Below are 18,223 nucleotides of genomic sequence, written 5' to 3' on the forward strand. Positions count from 1 at the left end.
CGCAGGGGGAGTCGATGAGTGGGAACAGGTTGACCCGGCGGCGAGCGATCACGCTCGCCGGTGCCGGGGTGGCCGGAGTCGCCGGAGTGGCCGCCGGCGCGGGCGCGCTTGTCAACGGCACCCGCGGCCCGGCGGCGGCCAGCGACCACCCGGCCGGGGCGGTGCCGTTCCACGGCGAGCACCAGGCCGGCATCGTCACCCCGGCCCAGGACCGGCTGCACTTCGTCGCCTTCGACGTGATCACGAAGGATCGCGCCCGGCTGGTCGAGCTGCTCGAGGAGTGGACGGCCGCCGCCGCCCGGATGACCGCGGGGCGGGACGCCGGGGTGCTCGGCGCCGTGGGCGGGATGCCGGAGGCGCCACCCGACGACACCGGCGAGGCGCTCGGCCTGCCCCCGTCGCAGCTCACCCTGACGATCGGCTTCGGGCCGACGCTGTTTCGCGACGCCGACGGCCGGGACCGCTTCGGCATCGCCGACAAGCGGCCCGCCGCCCTTGCCGAGCTGCCGAAGTTCCCCGGCGACGCCCTGCAACCGCAGCTCTCCGGCGGTGACCTCTGCGTGCAGGCGTGCGCCAACGATCCGCAGGTCGCGGTGCACGCGATCCGCAACCTGGCCCGCCTCGGCATGGGCGTGGTGAGCGTCCGCTGGTCGCAGCTCGGCTTCGGGCGTACGTCGTCGACCTCCCGTGACCAGGCCACCGCGCGCAACCTGTTCGGGTTCAAGGACGGCACGGCCAACCTCAAGGCCGAGGACACCGAGCTGCTGCGCGACCAGTTGTGGGTGCAGCCGGGTGACGGGCCGGACTGGATGACGGGCGGCTCGTACCTGGTCACCCGCAAGATCCGGATGCTGGTGGAGACCTGGGACCGGACCTCCCTGGCCGAGCAGGAGGAGATCGTCGGCCGGAGCAAGGGCAGCGGCGCACCCCTCGGGCGGACCGGCGAGTTCGACGAGCCGGACTTCGCCGCGCGCGGCGCGGACGGCAAGCCGGTGATCGCCGAGCACGCGCACGTGACGCTGGCCCACCCGAGCCGGAACGGCGGCGCCCAACTGCTGCGCCGGGGCTACAACTTCGTCGACGGCTCGGACGGCCTCGGCCGGCTCGACGCGGGCCTCTTCTTCATCGCCTACCAGCGCGATCCGCGCCGCCAGTTCGTGCCGATCCAGACCCAGTTGGCGCGGCACGACGTGATGAACGAATACCTGCGGCACGTCTCCAGCGGTGTGTTCGCCTGCCCTCCCGGGGTACGCGACGGCGGGGACCACTGGGGGCGCGCCCTCTTCGGCTGACCGGGGTCAGGTTGGCGACAGCGGGACCCGTCCCGGGCCGCGGTGGCGCCGGGCGGCGTCGAAGGGGGATCATGGTGACAGCCTGGGGCGGAGGGCTCATCCCCCCGCCCGGCACCGCAGCACGTGGCGCCGCCGCCGCGGGGTGCGAGGAGCGATACTTCGGCGGCACACTGCGTTACCGGCGGACGCCGGTCCCACCGAACTGAATGAGGATGCAATATTAATCCCATGAGAGCCCGCGTACTGGTGGTCGACGACGACCCCGCGCTCGCCGAGATGCTCGGCATCGTGTTGCGCAGCGAGGGCTTCCAGCCCTCGTTCGTGGCGGACGGCGAGCGGGCGTTGGCCGCCTTTCGTGACAGCCGTCCCGATATCGTGCTGCTCGACCTGATGCTGCCCGGTATGAGCGGTATCGACGTCGCCCGGTCGATCCGGGCGGAGTCCGGCGTGCCGATCGTCATGCTGACCGCCAAGAGCGACACCGTGGACGTCGTGCTCGGCCTGGAGTCCGGCGCCGACGACTACGTGGTCAAGCCGTTCAAGCCCAAGGAGCTGGTCGCCCGGATGCGGGCCCGCCTGCGCCGGGGCGAGGACGTGGCCCCCGAGATGTTGACCATCGGGCCACCCGACAACCAGATCACCATCGACGTGCCCGCGCACACCGTCAGTCGCAACGACGAGGAGGTGAAGCTGACTCCGCTGGAGTTCGACCTGCTTGTCGCACTCGCCCGCAAGCCGCGTCAGGTCTTCACCCGTGAGGTGCTGCTGGAGCAGGTCTGGGGCTACCGGCACGCGGCAGACACCCGCCTGGTCAACGTGCACGTCCAACGGTTGCGCGCCAAGATCGAACCGGACCCGGAGCGACCGGAAATCATCCTCACCGTGCGGGGCGTGGGATACAAGGCGGGGACCGGATAGCCTGGTCGCACTGTGTCGACCTCGCCGCCCCCGCACTCCCCGAGCACGGCTGCCCGCCGGCCCAGCGCCGGTGGGGAGATCTGGCGCGCGGTGAGCGGCCGGGTCGCCCGGGTGGTGGCCCGCGTGCACCAGACCTGGCGGCGCTCGCTGCAGGTCCGGGTCGTGACCATCACGCTGGTCGCGTCCAGCCTGCTGGTCGGCGGGTTCGCGTTCCTGATCGCTGACAAGATCACCACCATCCTGCTCGACAACGCCCGCAGCGACGTCCGACAGCGGGTGATCACCGGTGCCAGCTACGCGGCCAAGCAGGTCTCCCTCTACGGTCAGCCGCAGGAGGCGCAGCTCCAGGAGACCATCGACGGCACCGTCAACTACCTGGCCGGCGGCGACCCCCAGCAGACCAGCGGGGTGGTGGTGGCGATCACGGCCGACGGCTACCACAACGACATCCAGACCCGCACCGCGCCGTCGGCCAACGTCCAGGCGCTGATCAGCCCGGAGCTGCGGGCCACGATCGCCGACGGCAAGGTGGCCAGCCAGATCCGCACCGGGCGGCTCGCCGGCGAGCCCACCAAATACCTGGTCTACGGCTCGCCGGTGCCCACCCGCTTCGGCCAGATCGAGCTCTACTACCTGGTGCCGTTGACCCGCCAGGACGACACCGCCGCCGACGCCCGAGCCACGGTCGTGGCCACCGGGGTCGCCCTGGTGATCCTGCTCGGGCTGCTCGCGGCGCTTGTCACCCGGCTGGTCGTCAACCCGGTCCGGGTCGCCGCCCGGACCGCCCAGCGACTCTCCGCCGGCCTGCTCGACCAGCGGATGGTGGTCAACGGCGAGGACGACCTCGCGCTGCTCGCCGCCTCCTTCAACCAGATGGCCACAAACCTGCAACGGCAGATCCTGCGCCTGGAGGAGATGTCCCGACTGCAGCGCCGGTTCACCTCCGACGTCTCGCACGAGCTGCGTACCCCGCTGACCACGGTACGGATGGCCGCTGACCTGATCTTCGCCGAGCGCGACGAGTTCGACCCCGCGGTGGCCCGCAGCGCCGAGCTGCTCCAAGCCGAGTTGGACCGCTTCGAGGAGTTGCTCACCGACCTGTTGGAGATCAGCCGCTTCGACGCGGGCTTCGCCATGCTGGACTCCGAGCCGACCGACCTGGTGCCGGTGGTGCACCGGGTGGTGGATCGGCTGGCTGGCCTGGCCGAGCGGGTGGGCGTACCCATCGAACTCGACCTGCCGGGCACGCCGGTGATCGCCGAGGTCGACCCGCGCCGGGTCGAGCGGGTGTTGCGTAACCTGGTCGGCAACGCCGTCGAGCACGGCGAGGCCCGACCGGTGCTGATCACCCTCGGCGTGGACGAGACCGCGGTGGCGATCACCGTCCGCGACCGTGGCGTGGGGCTCAAGGCGGGCGAGGAGAAGTTGGTGTTCAACAGGTTCTGGCGAGCCGACCCGTCGCGGGCGCGGCAGACCGGGGGCACCGGCCTGGGCCTGTCGATCAGCCTGGAGGACGCCCGGCTGCACGGCGGCTGGCTGGAGGCGTGGGGTGCTCCGGGGCAGGGCGCGCAGTTCCGGCTCACGCTGCCGGCCCGTGCGGGCGACCGGCTGACCACCTCGCCGCTGCGACTGGTGCCGGCCGACGCCGCGCTGCCGTTCGGTGGCCCCCGCGACGGTGGTCCGCTGGCCATCGGGCCCGGCACCGGCGGGGCACTGGCGATCGACCCGGCGCCGACCGGGGACGGACAGCGGGCGGAGGTGCGTTCATGAGACGGTCGACTCGGGTCGCGGCGCTCGGTGTGGTGGTGCTGCTGGGCGGTGGCTGCGGCATCCCGGCGGCGTCCGACGTGCGGGTGGACGGCAAGGGCGGGGCCGCGACGGAGGCCGGTGTGGTCAACGGTCCCGGCAGTGACCCGCCGACGCGAACGGCCAGTGGCAGCGTCAACGAGGCGTTCGTCCGCAACTTCCTGTCCGCCGCCGCCGGGGAGCCGGACCGGGCGTACGAGCGGGTCAAGGCGTTCATCGCCCCGGAGAACAAGTCCCGCCTGCAGGAGAAGAAGGGCAGCGAGGTCGCGCTCAACGTGGTCCGGCTGGGGGACGCGGTCTACACCCTCAACAGCGACTCGACCACCACCGTGAAGATCAGCGTGCAGCAGATCGGCGTGCTGCGGGCCAACGGCACCCTGGCACCGCCGGTGGCGACCGAGACGGAGTACGAGTTCGGGATCCGCAGCGCGGCGTTCACCGGCGGCGTCAACGACGAGCGTGCCGGGTTGTACATCTTCGACCCGCCGAACGTGCTGCTGCTCAGCGACGTGGCCCTTCGTCGCTACTACCAGGAGGAGTCGATCTACTTCTGGAGTTCGGACCGCACCCGCCTCGTGCCCGACCAGCGCTACCGGCCGCTCGCGGTGCCGGATGAGCGCCGGGTCAACGAGGTGGTGAAGTGGCTTGTCGGTGGCCCCTCCGACTGGTTGCGCCCGGGTGTCGTCGGGCTGCCCGACCGCACCGAGCTGATCAACAACGCCACCGGCGGCAACGGCCGGTGGGAGGTCAACCTGGACATGTCCGGCGACGACCAGAACGGCATCGACCAGTTGATCACGCAGATCGCCTGGTCGTTGGGGGACCTGCCGGGTGCGCTGGAGCTGAAGATCCGCAACAACTCGCTGCCCCTGCAGGACCTGACCGAGCGACGCAACTCCGACCAGCTCTACCTCAACGCCGAGAGCCCGCAGCGGTTCGGCGTGTACGAGGGCGCCATCCATCCGCTCGACTTCGGCAGCGAACTCAGCGGCGCCGTGCCGCTGGCGCCCGAGGCCAACCGCAACATCGTCTCCGCCGACCTGGCGGTGGCCAAGGGGCAGCGCATCCTCGCCGCGATGGTGGTCACCGGCAGCAGCGACGGCCGACGCCGCCTCGCGGTGGGCGCGGGTGCCGCGCCGATCGCCGGCCTCAACCGCAGCACGTCCGAATACTCGTTGATGAGCCGTCCGGTCTGGTTGCGTACCGTCGACGGACGTCCCGGCCGTGGCCTGGTCGTCGCCGACGGGCAGCTCTACCGCTTCGACGAGGCGGCGCGGATGTATCAGGTGCCCCTCAACCTGCCCGCCGACGTCACCGCGGTGGCTGCCGCGTTGGACGGCCAGCGGGTCGCGCTGATCGCCGGTGGCCGGCTGTACGTCGCCGCGGTGAACCCGGATGGCGGCGGCGTCTCCATCGGCCCGCCCCGGCAGGTGGCCACCTCGCTGACCGCCCTCACCGCCGTCGACTGGGGCAGCGAGGACCAACTGGTGGTGGCGGGGTCCGTCCGTCAGCCGGCGATCTACGAGATCAGCGTCGACGGCGCGCTGGAGACGCCGCTGCGGACCGACCTCGGTGCCAAGGTCAACCACCTGACGGCCTATCCCACGAATCGCACCGTACGGGTGCCCAGCGGGGCCTACATGTACGAGGCGAACGGGGTGGCCTACCGCAGCAGCCCCTTCGAACGGATCGAGCCCGGCCGCGTACGCGACATCGCCCCGGTCCCGGCCGGTGTGCGCCCGAGCAACCCGTCGGCGCCGTTCTTCCTCTACTGACCCGGTGACCTGGTGACCGGCCTCTGGGCGGACCTCGCCGACCTGGTGTTGCCCGCCACCTGCGCGGGTTGTCGGGAGCGCCGGCCCGGCCTGCGCCACGGCGTCTGTCCGGCCTGCGTGGCGGCTCTGGGCGCGCTGCGCCCAGGGGTGGTCCGTCCGACGCCCGCGCCGCCGGGCCTGCCGTCCTGCGTCGCCCTCGGTCCCTACGCCGGCCCGCTGCGCGAGGCTCTGCTGGCGTACAAGGAACACGGCCGGCACGGTCTGGCCCGTCCGCTCGGCGCGCTGCTCGCCGAGGCTGTCGCGGCGGCGGTCGGCGTGGCTCGTCCCGTGGCGCTGGTCCCGGTCCCGGACACGGCGGCGGCGGCCCGATCCCGGTACGGGGACCACCTGGACCGGTTGGCCCGGCACTGCGCGGCCCGGCTCGACCAAGGCGGCTGGACGGCGCGTGTGCATCGGCCGCTGCGGGCGCTGCCCCGGCCCGACTCGCTCAGCCTGGACAGCGCCGGACGCGCGGCTGCGGCCGAGGCCGCCTTCCGACCGCGCGCCACGGCGAGCCGGGGTCGTGCCGCCGGCGCGGCACCGGTCGTGGTGCTGCTCGACGACATCGTCACCACAGGCGTGACCCTGGCCGCCGCGACCCGGGTGCTGAGCGCCACCGGATGGGTGCCGAGTGTCGCCGTGGTGCTCGCGGCGACCCAAAAGAGACACCACTTGTAACAGAGTGTGTTTCCGTTTCACCCATTGGTGTATGAGCTGCGAAAAATCCTGGGCAGTCTCGGCAACTAGGGGTGACTGCCGGGCGAACAGGAGTTAGCGTTTCGCTGTCGGGGGTAGGAGGTCGTTCCACCACCCTCGGCGGTGAGAGGAGGCGTAGCCGTACCAGCCGGTCGACGCCAGCGGGTCCCCCACGGCGCGCGACCGGGTTGCCGGATCGAAGACCATCCGAACAAGGGAGGTCACGTGGACATCGTGGTCAAGGGCCGAAACGTCGAAGTGCCGGACCATTACCGGGTACACGTAGCCGAGAAACTCGCAAAGATCGAACGCTACGATCACAAACTGATTCGCGTCGATGTCGAGCTGTTCCACGAGCGCAATCCGCGCCAGGCCGAGCACTGCCAGCGGGTGGAGATCACCTGCGTTTCCAGGGGCCCGGTGATGCGGGCCGAGGCCTGCACGAACGACTTCTACAGCGCACTCGACGCGGCCATCGCGAAACTCGACACCCGGCTGCGCCGTGCGGCCGACCGCCGCCGCGTACACCGGGGTCGGCACGCGCCGATCTCCGTCGCCGAGGCCACCGCGGGCCTGCCGGTCGCCGACCTGGGCACCAGCGTGCTGAGCGCGCCGCTCGACGGTGCCCGCGCCGGCACCGCCGTCGCGGAGCGGGTCGAGGAAGAGCACGACGACCAGCCGTGGCACATCGCCCGGGAGAAGGTGCACCCGGCGGAGCCGATGACCATCGACGACGCGCTGTTCGAGATGGAACTGGTCGGCCACGACTTCTACCTGTTCCAGGACAAGGAGTCCGGCCGTCCGAGCGTCGTCTACCGCCGGCACGCGTACGACTACGGCATCATCTCCCTCGACACCTGACCACCAGCCGACCCGCGATCACGGGGTTGTGGTGGGCGTTCCCACCGCAGCCCCGTGATCCACGCCTGTGGTCAGCGCCGGTCGGCCGCTCGTCAGCGCCGCCGGTCGGCCGCGAGCAGCGCGAAGGTCAGGTCGTCCAGGCGGGCGCCGGCCAACCCGGGCAGCCGGCCGCGCTGCAGTGCCTCACGCCGAAACCCCACCCGCTCCAACACGCGGTGCGACGCGGTGTTGTCCGGCACCGTGCCGGCGGTCAGCCGGGCGATCCCCACCGGCCCGAACGCCCAGTCCGCCAGCAGTTGGACCGCCCGGGTCGCGTACCCCCGGCCGCGCCAGTCGGGCAGCAACGCGTAGCCGACCGACGCCTCGCCGGCCGCCACGTCGGTGTACGACAGCCCGCAACTGCCCACCGGCTCCCCGCTGGCCACGTCCGTGATCAGTAGTCGGGCGATCTCCCCGGTCAGCCACCCGCTCTCCGCGAGACGACACCGTCGCCCGATCGCCTCCCGCGTCGGCGGCACGGGTGGCGCCTGGTTCGCCACCACCTCGGGTCGGCTGTGCAGCCGGTACATCAGGTCGGCGTCGTCCGGCGCGAGCCGGCGCAGACTCACCACCTGGTCGGTGAGCACCCCGCCGGGCAGGTCGGGCAGCAGCCGAGCGACCGGTCCGGGTGGGTCGTCGGCGAGGCGTACCCAGGCCAGCAGGTCGTGGCGACTCCCCGCGCGGCCCGACCCGGCCGACCGGCGCGAACCCTCGTGGCGGAAGGCGGCGGCCAGCGCGACCCGCTGGCTCGGGCCGTTCTCCGGTTCGGTCAGCAGCTCCAGTCGAGCCGTGCCGGTGGCGAACGCGTGCTCGCTCAGCGCGCGGGTGGCCGCGGCGGCCAGTCCGCGCCCACGCGCCGCCGGCCGCAGCCAGTAGCCGATCTCGGCCTGGCCCCGCGCGGGCACCGGGTTGTTCAGCCCCACCGCGCCGAGCAGCCGGTCGGTGGCCGGGTCCGCGACGGCGTACGCCGCGCCGCCGCCGGTCCAGGCCGCCGGGACGCCGACGTCGATCCACCATCGGGCGTCGGTCCGGGTGTACGGCGTGGGCAGGTTCGACACGAAGCGTTGGGTCAGCGGGTCCGCGCAGCCGTCGACCACGTCGGCGGTGTCCTCGGCCCGAAAGGGACGCAGCCGTACGCCGTGCGCCTCGACGACCTGCCGCAGGGTCATCAGCCCAGGTCCCTGGCGAGCAGCGCGGCCACCCACGCGTCGACCCGTTCGCCCCGGTGCTGCACCCCGCCGCGGGCGGTCCCCTCGAACGTGAAGCCCGCCTTCTCGGCGACCCGCCGGGAGGCGGTGTTTCCCACGTTCGCCTTCCATTCGATCCGGGCCAGGCCCAGCGTGGTGCAGCCCCAGGTGCTGATCGCGACGAGCGCGGCCGGCAGGTACCCCCGGCCACGGAACGCCGGGGCGGTCATGAAGCCGACGTCGGCCACCAGGGCGTCGCTGGGGGAGAGCCGCAGGTCGATCGTGCCCGCGTACCTGTCGTCCGGGTCGGCGACCACGAAGCAGGCGGCCTCGCCCCGAGCCCAGGTGGACTCGGCGTAGACCTGGAACCCCTGTGCGTCGGCCTGCTCGTACGGGTCCGGCACGGTCGTCCAGCGGATGGTCTCCGGGTCCCGGCAGGTCTGTACGACGGCATCCAGGTCCTGCTCCTCAAGCGGCCGGATCCGCAGCTCGACGGCCCCGGCGGTGGTGAACAGGGTGGGCTGTGGGCGGCCGAAGACCGCGGCCCGCCGGGCGGCGAGGGTGCCGGGACCGGCCGGCCCGGTCGCCCCGGGGGCGGGCACCTCGCCGGGCAGCAACGAGCCGATCCAGCCGTCCGCGTCGGACCGCGTCGCCGGGTTGGCCAGCCGCAGCCGGCCGTCGATCCGGAAACCGGCCCGGAGGGCGACCAACCGGGAGGCGTGGTTGCCCACCTCGGCCTGCCAGATCAGCCGGCGCAGCCCGAGGGTGTCGAAGGACCAGCGGGCGACCGCCCGGATGGCCCGGACCGTCACGCCCCGGCCGCGCGCCCACGGGGCGGTCCAGTAACCGATCTCGCCGGTGCCGCCCCGTTCGATGGAGACCAGCCCGCACGAGCCGAGCAGCTCACCCGTCGCCGGGTCGCAGACCGCGAACGGCGCTCCGGTGCCCTCCGCCCAGGCCGTCTCGCTCATCTCGGTGACGAAGCCGAGGGCGTGTTCGGGCCGGTAGGGGCGTGGCACAGTTGTCCAGTACTGAATGTCCGGATCCTGGCACGCCCGGTGTACCGCGTCGGCGTCGGTGCCGCGCCAGGGTCGTAGCAGCACGCCGTCCTCGATGATCTCCACGGGCTCCACCCGAGCATCGTGCCGCACCGTTCGCCGACGGCGTAACCGGATAACGTTCGAGAGGTGCGCAGGACGCGAGTTATGTCGGGTTCGGCGGAGTCGACCACCGCCACCAGTGACCATCGCGCCGATGGAGCGCCTACGATGGTTCGAGACTGTCTAGGGGAGCGTTGATCCGTGTCGATTCTGGAAAAGGTCCTTAACGCGGGCGAGGGCCGCATGGTGCGCCGGCTCAAGGCCATCGCCAATGCCGTCACCTCGATCGAGGACGACTACGTCAACCTCACCGACGAGGAACTGGCCGGCATGACCGAACAGTTCCGCGAGCGGCTCGCCGACGGGGAGACCCTCGACGACCTGCTGCCGGAGGCGTTCGCGGTGGCCCGCGAGGCGGCCGCCCGGGTGCTCGGCCAGCGGCCGTACGACGTCCAGGTGATGGGCGGCGCGGCGCTGCACTTCGGCAACATCGCCGAGATGAAGACCGGTGAGGGCAAGACGCTGACCTCGGTCATGGCCGTCTACCTCAACGCGCTGTCCGGCAAGGGCGTGCACGTGATCACGGTCAACGACTACCTCGCCCAGCGTGACGCGGCGTGGATGGGTCGGGTGCACGAGTTCCTCGGGCTGACCGTCGGCGTGGTGCTGCCCAACCGGCCGGCCACCGAGCACAAGGCCGCCTACGAGTGCGACATCACCTACGGCACCAACAACGAGTTCGGCTTCGACTACCTGCGCGACAACATGGCGTGGTCGAAGGAAGAGCTGGTGCAGCGCGGCCACAACTTCGCCGTGGTCGACGAGGTCGACTCCATCCTGATCGACGAGGCCCGCACCCCGCTGATCATCTCCGGCCCGGCCGAGCACTCGGCCCGCTGGTACGGCGAGTTCGCCGGAGTGGTGGCCCGGCTCCAGCCCGGCACCGACGGCGAGGGCGACTACGAGGTCGACCACTCCAAGCGCACCATCGCGGTGACCGAGCGGGGCGTCGCCAAGGTCGAGGACCGGCTCGGCATCGACAACCTGTACGAGTCGGTGAACACGCCGCTGGTCGGCTACCTCAACAACGCCATCAAGGCCAAGGAGCTCTACAAGCGCGACAAGGACTACATCGTCAGCGACGGCGAGGTCCTGATCGTCGACGAGTTCACCGGTCGCATCCTGCACGGCCGTCGCTACAACGAGGGCATGCACCAGGCGATCGAGGCCAAGGAGGGGGTGGAGATCAAGCAGGAGAACCAGACTCTTGCCACCATCACCCTGCAGAACTACTTCCGCCTCTACGAGAAGCTGTCCGGGATGACCGGTACGGCGCAGACCGAGGCGAGCGAGTTCAACAAGGTCTACAAGGTCGGCGTCGTGACGATCCCGACCCACCGCCCGATGGTCCGCGAGGACCGGCCGGACGTCATCTACAAGACGGAGAAGGCCAAGTTCAACGCCGTCATCGAGGACATCGCCGAGCGGCACCAGCTGGGCCAGCCGGTGCTTGTCGGCACCGTCTCGGTGGAAAACTCCGAGATCCTCTCCCAGCTGCTGCGCCGCCGTGGCATCCCACACAACGTGCTGAACGCCAAGTTCCACGCACGGGAGGCCGAGATCGTCGCCCAGGCCGGGCGTAAGGGCGCGGTCACCGTGGCCACCAACATGGCCGGCCGCGGCACCGACATCCTCCTCGGCGGCAACGCCGAGTTCCTCGCCGCGAACGAGCTGCGCCAGCGCGGCCTCGACCCGCTGGAAAACGAGGAGGAGTACGCCAAGGCGATGGAGGAGGTCCTGCCCACGTGGAAGCAGGCCTGCGACGCCGAGGCGGACGAGGTCTCCGCCGCCGGTGGCCTCTACGTGCTGGGCACCGAGCGGCACGAGTCCCGGCGGATCGACAACCAGCTGCGCGGTCGCGCCGGCCGGCAGGGCGACCCGGGCGAGTCCCGTTTCTACCTGTCCCTGCAGGACGAGCTGATGCGGCGGTTCCGGGCCGGGGCGGTCGAGGCGGTGATGGAGCGCTTCAACATCCCGGAGGACGTGCCCATCGAGTCGAAGATGGTCACCCGGCAGATCAAGAGCGCCCAGGCTCAGATCGAGGGCCAGAACGCCGAGATCCGCAAGAACGTGCTGAAGTACGACGAGGTGCTCAACAAGCAGCGCCAGGTCGTCTACGCCGAGCGGCTCCGCGTGCTCAACGGCGAGGACCTCTCCGACCAGGTGCGCAACATGATCGACGACACCGTCGAGGCGTACGTGCGGGGTGCCACCTCCGACGGCTACGGCGAGGACTGGGATCTCGAGCAGCTCTGGTCCAGCCTGAAGCAGCTCTACCCGGTCGGCGTGACGATCGAGGAGCTGGAGGAGGAGGCCGGCGGCTCGCGAGCCGGCATGGACGCCGACTTCCTCGTCGCCCGCCTCAAGGACGACGCCAACGCCGCGTACGACAGGCGTGAGGAAGAGCTCGGCACCGAGGGGGTGCGTCAGCTCGAGCGGATGGTGCTGCTCCAGGTCATCGACCGCAAGTGGCGCGAGCACCTCTACGAGATGGACTACCTCCAGGAGGGCATCAACCTCCGGGCGTACGCCCAGCGCGACCCGGTGGTGGAATACCAGCGCGAGGGCTTCGACATGTTCGCCACCATGATGGAGGGCATCAAGGAGGAGACGGTCGGCTTCCTCTACAACATCGATGTCCAGGTGACCGAGCCGGAGCCGGAGGCGGGGGCCGACGAGGTCGCGCTTCTCGACAAGCCGGTCGAGATCCGGGCCAAGGGCCTCAACCAGGCACCGCGGCGGCAGGGCCTGCAATACTCCGCGCCCACCATCGACGGTGAGGCCAGCCCGGGCGCTCCCGTGATCGAGCAGGCCGAGCAGCAGGCGCCGGCACTCGGTGTGGGCCGACCGGCCCCGGGCGCTCCGGCCGCACCGGGCCGGACCGCCCCGTCCGCCCCGCAGCGTCCGGCCGCCGGGCTCCGCGGCCCGGCCGTTCCGTCGGCCGCCTCCCGTCGACCGGCTGCGAACCAGGCGGAGGCGAGCAACGGCCCGTCCCGCAACGCGCCGTGCCCGTGTGGCTCGGGCCGTAAGTACAAGCGCTGCCACGGTGCCCCCAACGGCGGCAACTGACCGACCCGACAGCACCTGACCGACGGGTCCCGGCCGACCAGGCCGGGACCCGTTCGGCGTCTCCAACCCTCCCGAATGAGGACGCGTGGGGTCGCGCGGTGTGGGCGGTGTGGGTGTCGCGCGGTGTGGGGGCGCGCCGTGTGGGTTCGCGCGGCGTGGGTTCGCGTGGCGTTGGGGTCGCGCGATCGGCTGTGGTCAGAGGATGTGCAGGGCGGTGCAGAGCCAGCGGCCCCGGCGATGCTCCAGCCGGAGTGCCATCGCCCAGCTCCGACCGCCCGCACCGGTGAGGACGGCCGCTGCCTCCACCGCCGCCTCCCGCGGCTCGCAGACACGCAGCCGGAGCAGCCGGGCCAACGGCCGGCCGGCTCGGCGGCGAGGTGACCCCGCCCGCCCGGAGGTGCGGACCGACTCGGTGAGCAACTCACCCGCTCGGGCCAACTCGGTCAGCAGATCATCTGCTCGGACCGGGTCGAGCAGTGCCCGTACCTGCGCCGGCGAACGGTAGCCGTTGATCACTTCCAGGCAACTGCCGACGAACCGGTGGGCGGCTCGGGTGGCTTCCGGGGCGGTCGCCGGCGGTGCGGGCGTGACCGGGTGGGTGGTGGACCGGCTGGGCGCGGCGCGGAGGGCGGCCCGGCGTTGTGCTGGCCGGATCGGGTCTGGGCGGGTCGCGGCGAACAGGTCGAGGGCGAGCTGACCGTGGGTCGGCGCCGGCCAGTATGACCCGTCGATCTCGTCGACGTATGGCGGGTCGACGGGCGGGACGGGGCGCAGTCGCACGGCTGGCCGGGAGGGTCCCTGTCGCGCCTGGCTCATCCTGCCCCCTTGATCTTGCGTTTGCCTTCGTTTGCCTCCGACACCGTCGAGTCTGGACGACAGAGCGGCATCGGTCAATGGCTGGCGGAGCAACCTGCCCGTCGCGCAACCTGATCCACTCGGTTCTGCCAACAACGCGCTGTCTAAGCCGCCGCGACACCCCAGTTCCGTGATTCGGAGTCGATCACGGCGGCAGACACCCGGCCTTCCCCGAAGCCTGGTCGACCACGGCGGCCGGCTACTCCGGCTCGCGGTCAACCAGGGGGTTGCTCTGCACCCAGTCGGCGGTTTCCTGGTATTTGCGAGTTATGTACTCTTCCAGCCGCGCGCGCTCGACGCGCCACTGACCTCGCCCACCAATCTTGATCGCCGGCAGTTCACCGCTGCGCACCATGTGGTAGACCTGCGAGTCCGACACGTTCAGCTCGGTGGCGACGTCGGAGAGCAACAGGAACCGTGGCTCCACAGGAACTCCCGGGGTTGAGGTCGTTTGGCTTAGTTTGCCACCGACAGCCCGGGCGGCCCAGCAGCCTGGCCGGTCCGACGGGAGGTCGACCGCACGGGAACACGCCGGGCGGGAGCTTCCACCGGCCGGAGTCGGGGTGTATGACGGTCACGGCGTGCGGCATGATCTGCGCCCGTGCCGGCGGACGCCGGCGCGGGACGAGGCGGGGGAGACGACAGGTGACCGATGAACGTGTCCGGGTGTACGTGCCGGCGACCGTACCGATGCTGGCCCGACTGCGCGCGGAAGGGCTTGTCGCCGAGCAGGCGCACGCCGTGACCCCGGCGCTGCGCGAGTGGTACGCCGAGGGTGACGAGGAGGAGTTGGAGTACGTCGCGTTCACCCGGGCCGCCCAGGATGCGCTGCACCTGCTCCGGGCCGATCCGACCGCTCCCCGCCGGCGCGTCGTCGTCTCGGTCGACCTGCCGGCGAGCGCGGTCGGGCGGGGCGACGGTGAGTTGGGTTCCAGCACCGTGACGTTGGCCGAGGCCGTGCCGGTGGGTGCCGTCGCGGCCCTGCACGTGGACGGTGCGGACGCGGTCGAGGAGGTCGCCGCGGCGGCCCAGGTGGTGGCCGAGGCGGCCGCCGGCGATCCCGACGCCCAGTTCACCGTCGACGGCGCGGAGGACCACGAACTGGAGTGGTACGACGTGACGGAGCTGGACCTGCTGCTGCACGCGGCCGGCTGAGCCGGCCGCCGGAAACGCCTGCCGCCCTGCCGAACGCCGGCGGGCACGAGCCGGGCGTCATTCCCCGCCCGGTGTCAGCGGGCCGGATCCGCCTTTGCCGGGTCGGCGTCGAACGCCTCGGCCGGGTCGAACGCCTCGGCCGGGTCCGGCTCGTCGTCCTCCGGGTCGGCCTGGTTCGTGACGGTGTCCGGGTTGTCGGCTGGTTCGTCGTCGTCGGTCTGGGCCGGGCCGAGCGTGCGGCCGAACGCGACAAGCGCGGTCAGCGCCCCCACGAACAGCACCCAGATCCCGTTGTCCACCCGCGAGGTGCCCAGCGAGGTCTGCGCCACCGCGTCCGCCTCACTGAGTGCGCTGGCCAGGTCGAGCAGTGACCGGCCGCCGATCCGGATGATCACCTCGGCGAGCAGCAGCAGCAGTCCCGGCCCGGCGCCGGCGAGCAGGTACGCCGGCCAGCGCAGCGCCGGAGCGGCAGGATCGCGGCGAAGCGCCCGGCGCCGCGCCCAGCTCAGGTAACCGAAGGCGAGCAGCCCGGCGAGCAGCCCCGCGACGAGCGACTCGGTGCGGGACACCCACTTGGCCGCGTCGACCACCGACTGCTGGCTGTCGCCGGCCCCGAAGAGGTCGAACAGCGGGTCCCGGGCCTTGCTGAACGCGACCACGAAGACAAGCGTGCCCAGTGCGGCGGTCACTACCGCGCCGACCGCCGGGGCGGTCCGCGCGGCGGCCACCGCGCCACCGATGATCGCGGCGGCGGCGGTGGTGCCGGCGATCACGTTTGTGATCGAGGTGTCGGAGTAGGTGAGGTTGATGGCAATCGCCGCCGCCAGCCCGACGAGCATTCCGCCGCCGATCGCCCCGGCGAAGCGCAGGGTGGCCCAGTCGCCGTACCGGCGGGCCAGCAGGTTGCCGCCGGCCAGCGCGACGGCCGCCCCGCAGACGAGCGCGGCCGAGATCACGCCGGGCAGGGCGAACGCGGAGAGACTGATCGCGGTCACCCCGGCCGCCGCCGAGCTGATGGCCTGCCGGGTGGACCAGAGCATGGCGGCCAGCCAGCCGAGGGCCAGCAGCGCGAGCACCGCCGCGCCGGGCGCGGGCAGCGGCCGGCTGCTCGGGCTTGCCGCGGCGGGCGCCGGCTCGTGCGACTCCGCGGCCGGGACGCGGCCGGGCTGCTTGGTCATCGTCTCCCCTTCGAGGCGGCAGGTCACCGACCATTCAGGGTACGCGGCTCCGCTGGGCGTTCCGCCGCCGCGCACGACAGCGACACCGGCGGCCCGACCGGTCCCCGCCGAGGCCCAGCCCGGCGCGAAGCGCGGCCGGTGCGAAGCACGGCTCAGCGCGCGGCGCGGGCATGGCTCAGCGCGCGGCGCGGCGGTGTAGAGCACCACCCGACGCGGGGTGAGGTGGTGCGCGGGACGCGTGCGGGTTGCCGTATCGAACCCGGTCGGTCAGACGAACGGGGAGGACCGGTCGGTAAGGGGAGGAGGGGTGGGTCGGTCCTTGGTGGAAGGGCGATGGCGGAGGCAGGGTGCGCAGCCCTTCGTGGGAGAATCACGGGAGGTCCCGCCGCTGCTCGGCCCTCCCGGGTAGCGTCCGGTGTCCGGCCGTCCGGTCGGTGCCCGCGGGTCCGGTTTCGCCACTGCTGTCGAGATCGCCAGGAGCCTTGATGGATGCCGTGTTCTCCGTTCCCGAGCCGCGCAACGAGCCGGTTCGCAACTACGAGCCGGGCAGCCCCGACCGGGACCGGCTCCAGCGGCGGCTGACCGAGCTCGCCGCCGAGCGCATCGACCTGCCGATGACCATCGCCGGTGAGCAGCGGATGGCCGGCGGTGATTCGATCGACGTGGTGCAGCCGCACCGGCACGCGCACGTGCTGGGCGTGACCGCGCACGCCACCCACGACGACGCGCGCGCCGCGGTCAAGGCGGCCAAGGATGCCGCTCCGATGTGGCGCGCGTTGCCCTTCGAGGAGCGGGCAGCGATCTTCCTGCGCGCCGCCGAGTTGCTCGCCGGCCCGTGGCGCGACACCCTCAACGCGGCCACCATGCTCGGCCAGTCGAAGACCGCGATCCAGGCGGAGATCGACGCGGCGTGCGAGTTCATCGACTTCCTGCGGTTCAACGTGCACTTCGCGCGTCGCCTGCTGGAGGAGCAGCCGGCGTCCTCGCCCGGCGTCTGGAACCGCTTCGACCACCGCCCGCTGGAGGGCTTCGTCTACGCGGTCACCCCGTTCAACTTCACCGCCATCGCCGGCAACCTGCCGTCGGCGCCGGCCCTGCTGGGCAACACGGTGGTCTGGAAGCCGGGTCCGACCCAGCAGTTCGCCGCGCACTTCACCATGCGGCTGTTCGAGGCCGCCGGCCTCCCGCCCGGTGTGATCAACATGGTCACCGGTCGGGGCGAGGAGGTCTCCGACGTGGTGCTCGCCGACCCGGACCTGGCCGGCATCCACTTCACCGGCTCGACGAAGGTCTTCCAGCAGTTGTGGCGGACCGTCGGCGACAACATCTCCCGTTACCGGGGCTACCCGCGCCTCGTCGGCGAGACCGGCGGCAAGGACTTCGTGGTCGCGCACACGAGCGCCGACGTGGACGCGCTGCACACCGCGCTGATCCGTGGCGCGTTCGAATACCAGGGCCAGAAGTGCTCGGCGGCCTCGCGGGCGTACGTGCCGCGCTCGATCTGGGAGGGTGGGCTGCGGGACCGGCTGGCCGCCACCACCGACTCGCTCACCTACGGGGACGTGACCGACTTCGGCAACTTCGGCGGCGCGGTGATCGACGACAGGGCGTTCGCCCGGCACACCGCCGCGCTGGAGCTGATCAGCGGCGACGACTCCTGCCGAGTGCTGGCCGGTGGCACCGCCGACGACTCGGTCGGCTACTTCGTCCGGCCGACGCTCTTCGAGTGCGGCGACGCGGCCCACGAGACCTTCACCACGGAGTACTTCGGGCCGATCCTGGGCGTGCACGTGTTCGACGACGCCCGGTTCGACGACGTGGTCGCGCAGGCCGAGTCGATCGCCCCGTACGCGCTGACCGGCTCGGTGTTCGCCACCGACCGCCGGGTGGTCGACGCGGTCGCGGAGCGCATGCGGTACGCGGCGGGCAACTTCTACATCAACGACAAGCCGACCGGCGCGGTGGTCGGGCAGCAGCCGTTCGGCGGCGCCCGGGCCAGTGGCACCAACGACAAGGCGGGCTCCTGGCTCAATCTGGTCCGCTGGGTGTCGCCGCGGACGATCAAGGAGACCTTCGTGCCGCCGACCGACCACACGTACCCCCACATGGGCTGACCTGCGGCGATGACCCGCCGGCGGCGTGCGGCGCCGCCGGTGGGTCGGTCGGGGCTCGTGATCCATCGATAGTCCTCAA

General features: G+C 71.9%; 14 protein-coding genes. 9 read left to right on the forward strand and 5 right to left on the reverse strand.

Annotated elements, in window-relative coordinates; genetic code table 11:
• Positions 1-14: 14 nt before the first annotated feature.
• From efeB to hpf, 6 genes are all read left to right on the forward strand, one after another.
• Positions 15-1,292 carry an iron uptake transporter deferrochelatase/peroxidase subunit gene (gene efeB, locus ACGFH8_RS13095; RefSeq protein WP_393366685.1) on the forward strand — a complete coding sequence of 426 codons (1,278 nt, stop codon included), beginning with the start codon at positions 15-17 and terminating at the stop codon, positions 1,290-1,292.
• 228 nt (positions 1,293-1,520) lie between these two features.
• Positions 1,521-2,210, forward strand: a complete 690-nt coding sequence (gene mtrA / locus ACGFH8_RS13100) for an MtrAB system response regulator MtrA (protein ID WP_110564421.1) — start codon at positions 1,521-1,523, stop codon at positions 2,208-2,210.
• A 12-nt stretch (positions 2,211-2,222) separates the two neighbouring features.
• Entirely contained in the window at positions 2,223-3,980 is a 1,758-nt protein-coding gene (mtrB, locus tag ACGFH8_RS13105) for an MtrAB system histidine kinase MtrB (protein ID WP_393366687.1), read from the forward strand.
• The gene (locus ACGFH8_RS13110) at positions 3,977-5,791 is read left to right on the forward strand and encodes an LpqB family beta-propeller domain-containing protein (protein WP_393366689.1); all 1,815 of its coding nucleotides are present in this window, start codon (positions 3,977-3,979) and stop codon (positions 5,789-5,791) included. The genes mtrB and ACGFH8_RS13110 overlap by 4 nt, the downstream gene beginning before the upstream one ends.
• Before the next feature lie 12 nt (positions 5,792-5,803).
• Positions 5,804-6,508 (forward strand): ComF family protein, encoded by a 705-nt coding sequence (locus tag ACGFH8_RS13115; protein ID WP_393366691.1) that lies wholly within the window; start codon positions 5,804-5,806, stop codon positions 6,506-6,508.
• Positions 6,509-6,751: 243 nt separating this feature from the next.
• Positions 6,752-7,387, forward strand: a complete 636-nt coding sequence (gene hpf / locus ACGFH8_RS13120; protein ID WP_393366693.1) for a ribosome hibernation-promoting factor, HPF/YfiA family — start codon at positions 6,752-6,754, stop codon at positions 7,385-7,387.
• A 92-nt stretch (positions 7,388-7,479) separates the two neighbouring features.
• Here hpf and ACGFH8_RS13125 read toward each other — a convergent pair whose 3' ends face one another.
• On the reverse strand, positions 7,480-8,595 hold the full coding sequence (locus tag ACGFH8_RS13125) for a GNAT family N-acetyltransferase (protein WP_393366695.1): 1,116 nt from the start codon (positions 8,593-8,595) through the stop codon (positions 7,480-7,482).
• The gene (locus tag ACGFH8_RS13130; protein ID WP_393366697.1) at positions 8,595-9,746 is read right to left on the reverse strand and encodes a GNAT family N-acetyltransferase; all 1,152 of its coding nucleotides are present in this window, start codon (positions 9,744-9,746) and stop codon (positions 8,595-8,597) included. The genes ACGFH8_RS13125 and ACGFH8_RS13130 overlap by 1 nt, the downstream gene beginning before the upstream one ends.
• Positions 9,747-9,914: 168 nt before the next feature.
• Between ACGFH8_RS13130 and secA the strand changes: the two genes are divergently transcribed.
• Positions 9,915-12,842 carry a preprotein translocase subunit SecA gene (secA, locus tag ACGFH8_RS13135; protein WP_393366698.1) on the forward strand — a complete coding sequence of 976 codons (2,928 nt, stop codon included), beginning with the start codon at positions 9,915-9,917 and terminating at the stop codon, positions 12,840-12,842.
• Positions 12,843-13,037: 195 nt separating this feature from the next.
• Here the strand turns inward: secA and ACGFH8_RS13140 are convergent, their stop codons facing one another.
• Together ACGFH8_RS13140 and ACGFH8_RS13145 are read right to left on the reverse strand one after the other, a co-directional pair.
• Positions 13,038-13,658: an Rv3235 family protein gene (locus tag ACGFH8_RS13140; protein ID WP_393366700.1), complete on the reverse strand. Its 621-nt coding sequence runs from the start codon at positions 13,656-13,658 to the stop codon at positions 13,038-13,040.
• Between the two features lie 238 nt (positions 13,659-13,896).
• Positions 13,897-14,124: a helix-turn-helix domain-containing protein gene (locus tag ACGFH8_RS13145; RefSeq protein WP_393366701.1), complete on the reverse strand. Its 228-nt coding sequence runs from the start codon at positions 14,122-14,124 to the stop codon at positions 13,897-13,899.
• 218 nt (positions 14,125-14,342) lie between these two features.
• Between ACGFH8_RS13145 and ACGFH8_RS13150 the strand changes: the two genes are divergently transcribed.
• Positions 14,343-14,852: a DUF6912 family protein gene (locus ACGFH8_RS13150; RefSeq protein ID WP_393366703.1), complete on the forward strand. Its 510-nt coding sequence runs from the start codon at positions 14,343-14,345 to the stop codon at positions 14,850-14,852.
• 74 nt (positions 14,853-14,926) lie between these two features.
• On the opposite strand, the gene ACGFH8_RS13155 is transcribed toward ACGFH8_RS13150, so the two are convergent.
• A complete protein-coding gene (locus ACGFH8_RS13155) occupies positions 14,927-16,030 on the reverse strand; it encodes a hypothetical protein (RefSeq protein WP_393366705.1) in 1,104 nt (367 codons plus the stop codon).
• A gap of 485 nt (positions 16,031-16,515) precedes the next feature.
• On the opposite strand from ACGFH8_RS13155, the gene pruA reads away from it, so the two are divergent.
• Positions 16,516-18,144 (forward strand): L-glutamate gamma-semialdehyde dehydrogenase, encoded by a 1,629-nt coding sequence (pruA, locus tag ACGFH8_RS13160; RefSeq protein WP_393366707.1) that lies wholly within the window; start codon positions 16,516-16,518, stop codon positions 18,142-18,144.
• Positions 18,145-18,223 lie beyond the last annotated feature (79 nt).

The sequence above is a fragment of the Micromonospora sp. NPDC049175 genome (genome assembly GCF_043197345.1).
GTDB lineage: Bacteria > Actinomycetota > Actinomycetes > Mycobacteriales > Micromonosporaceae > Micromonospora.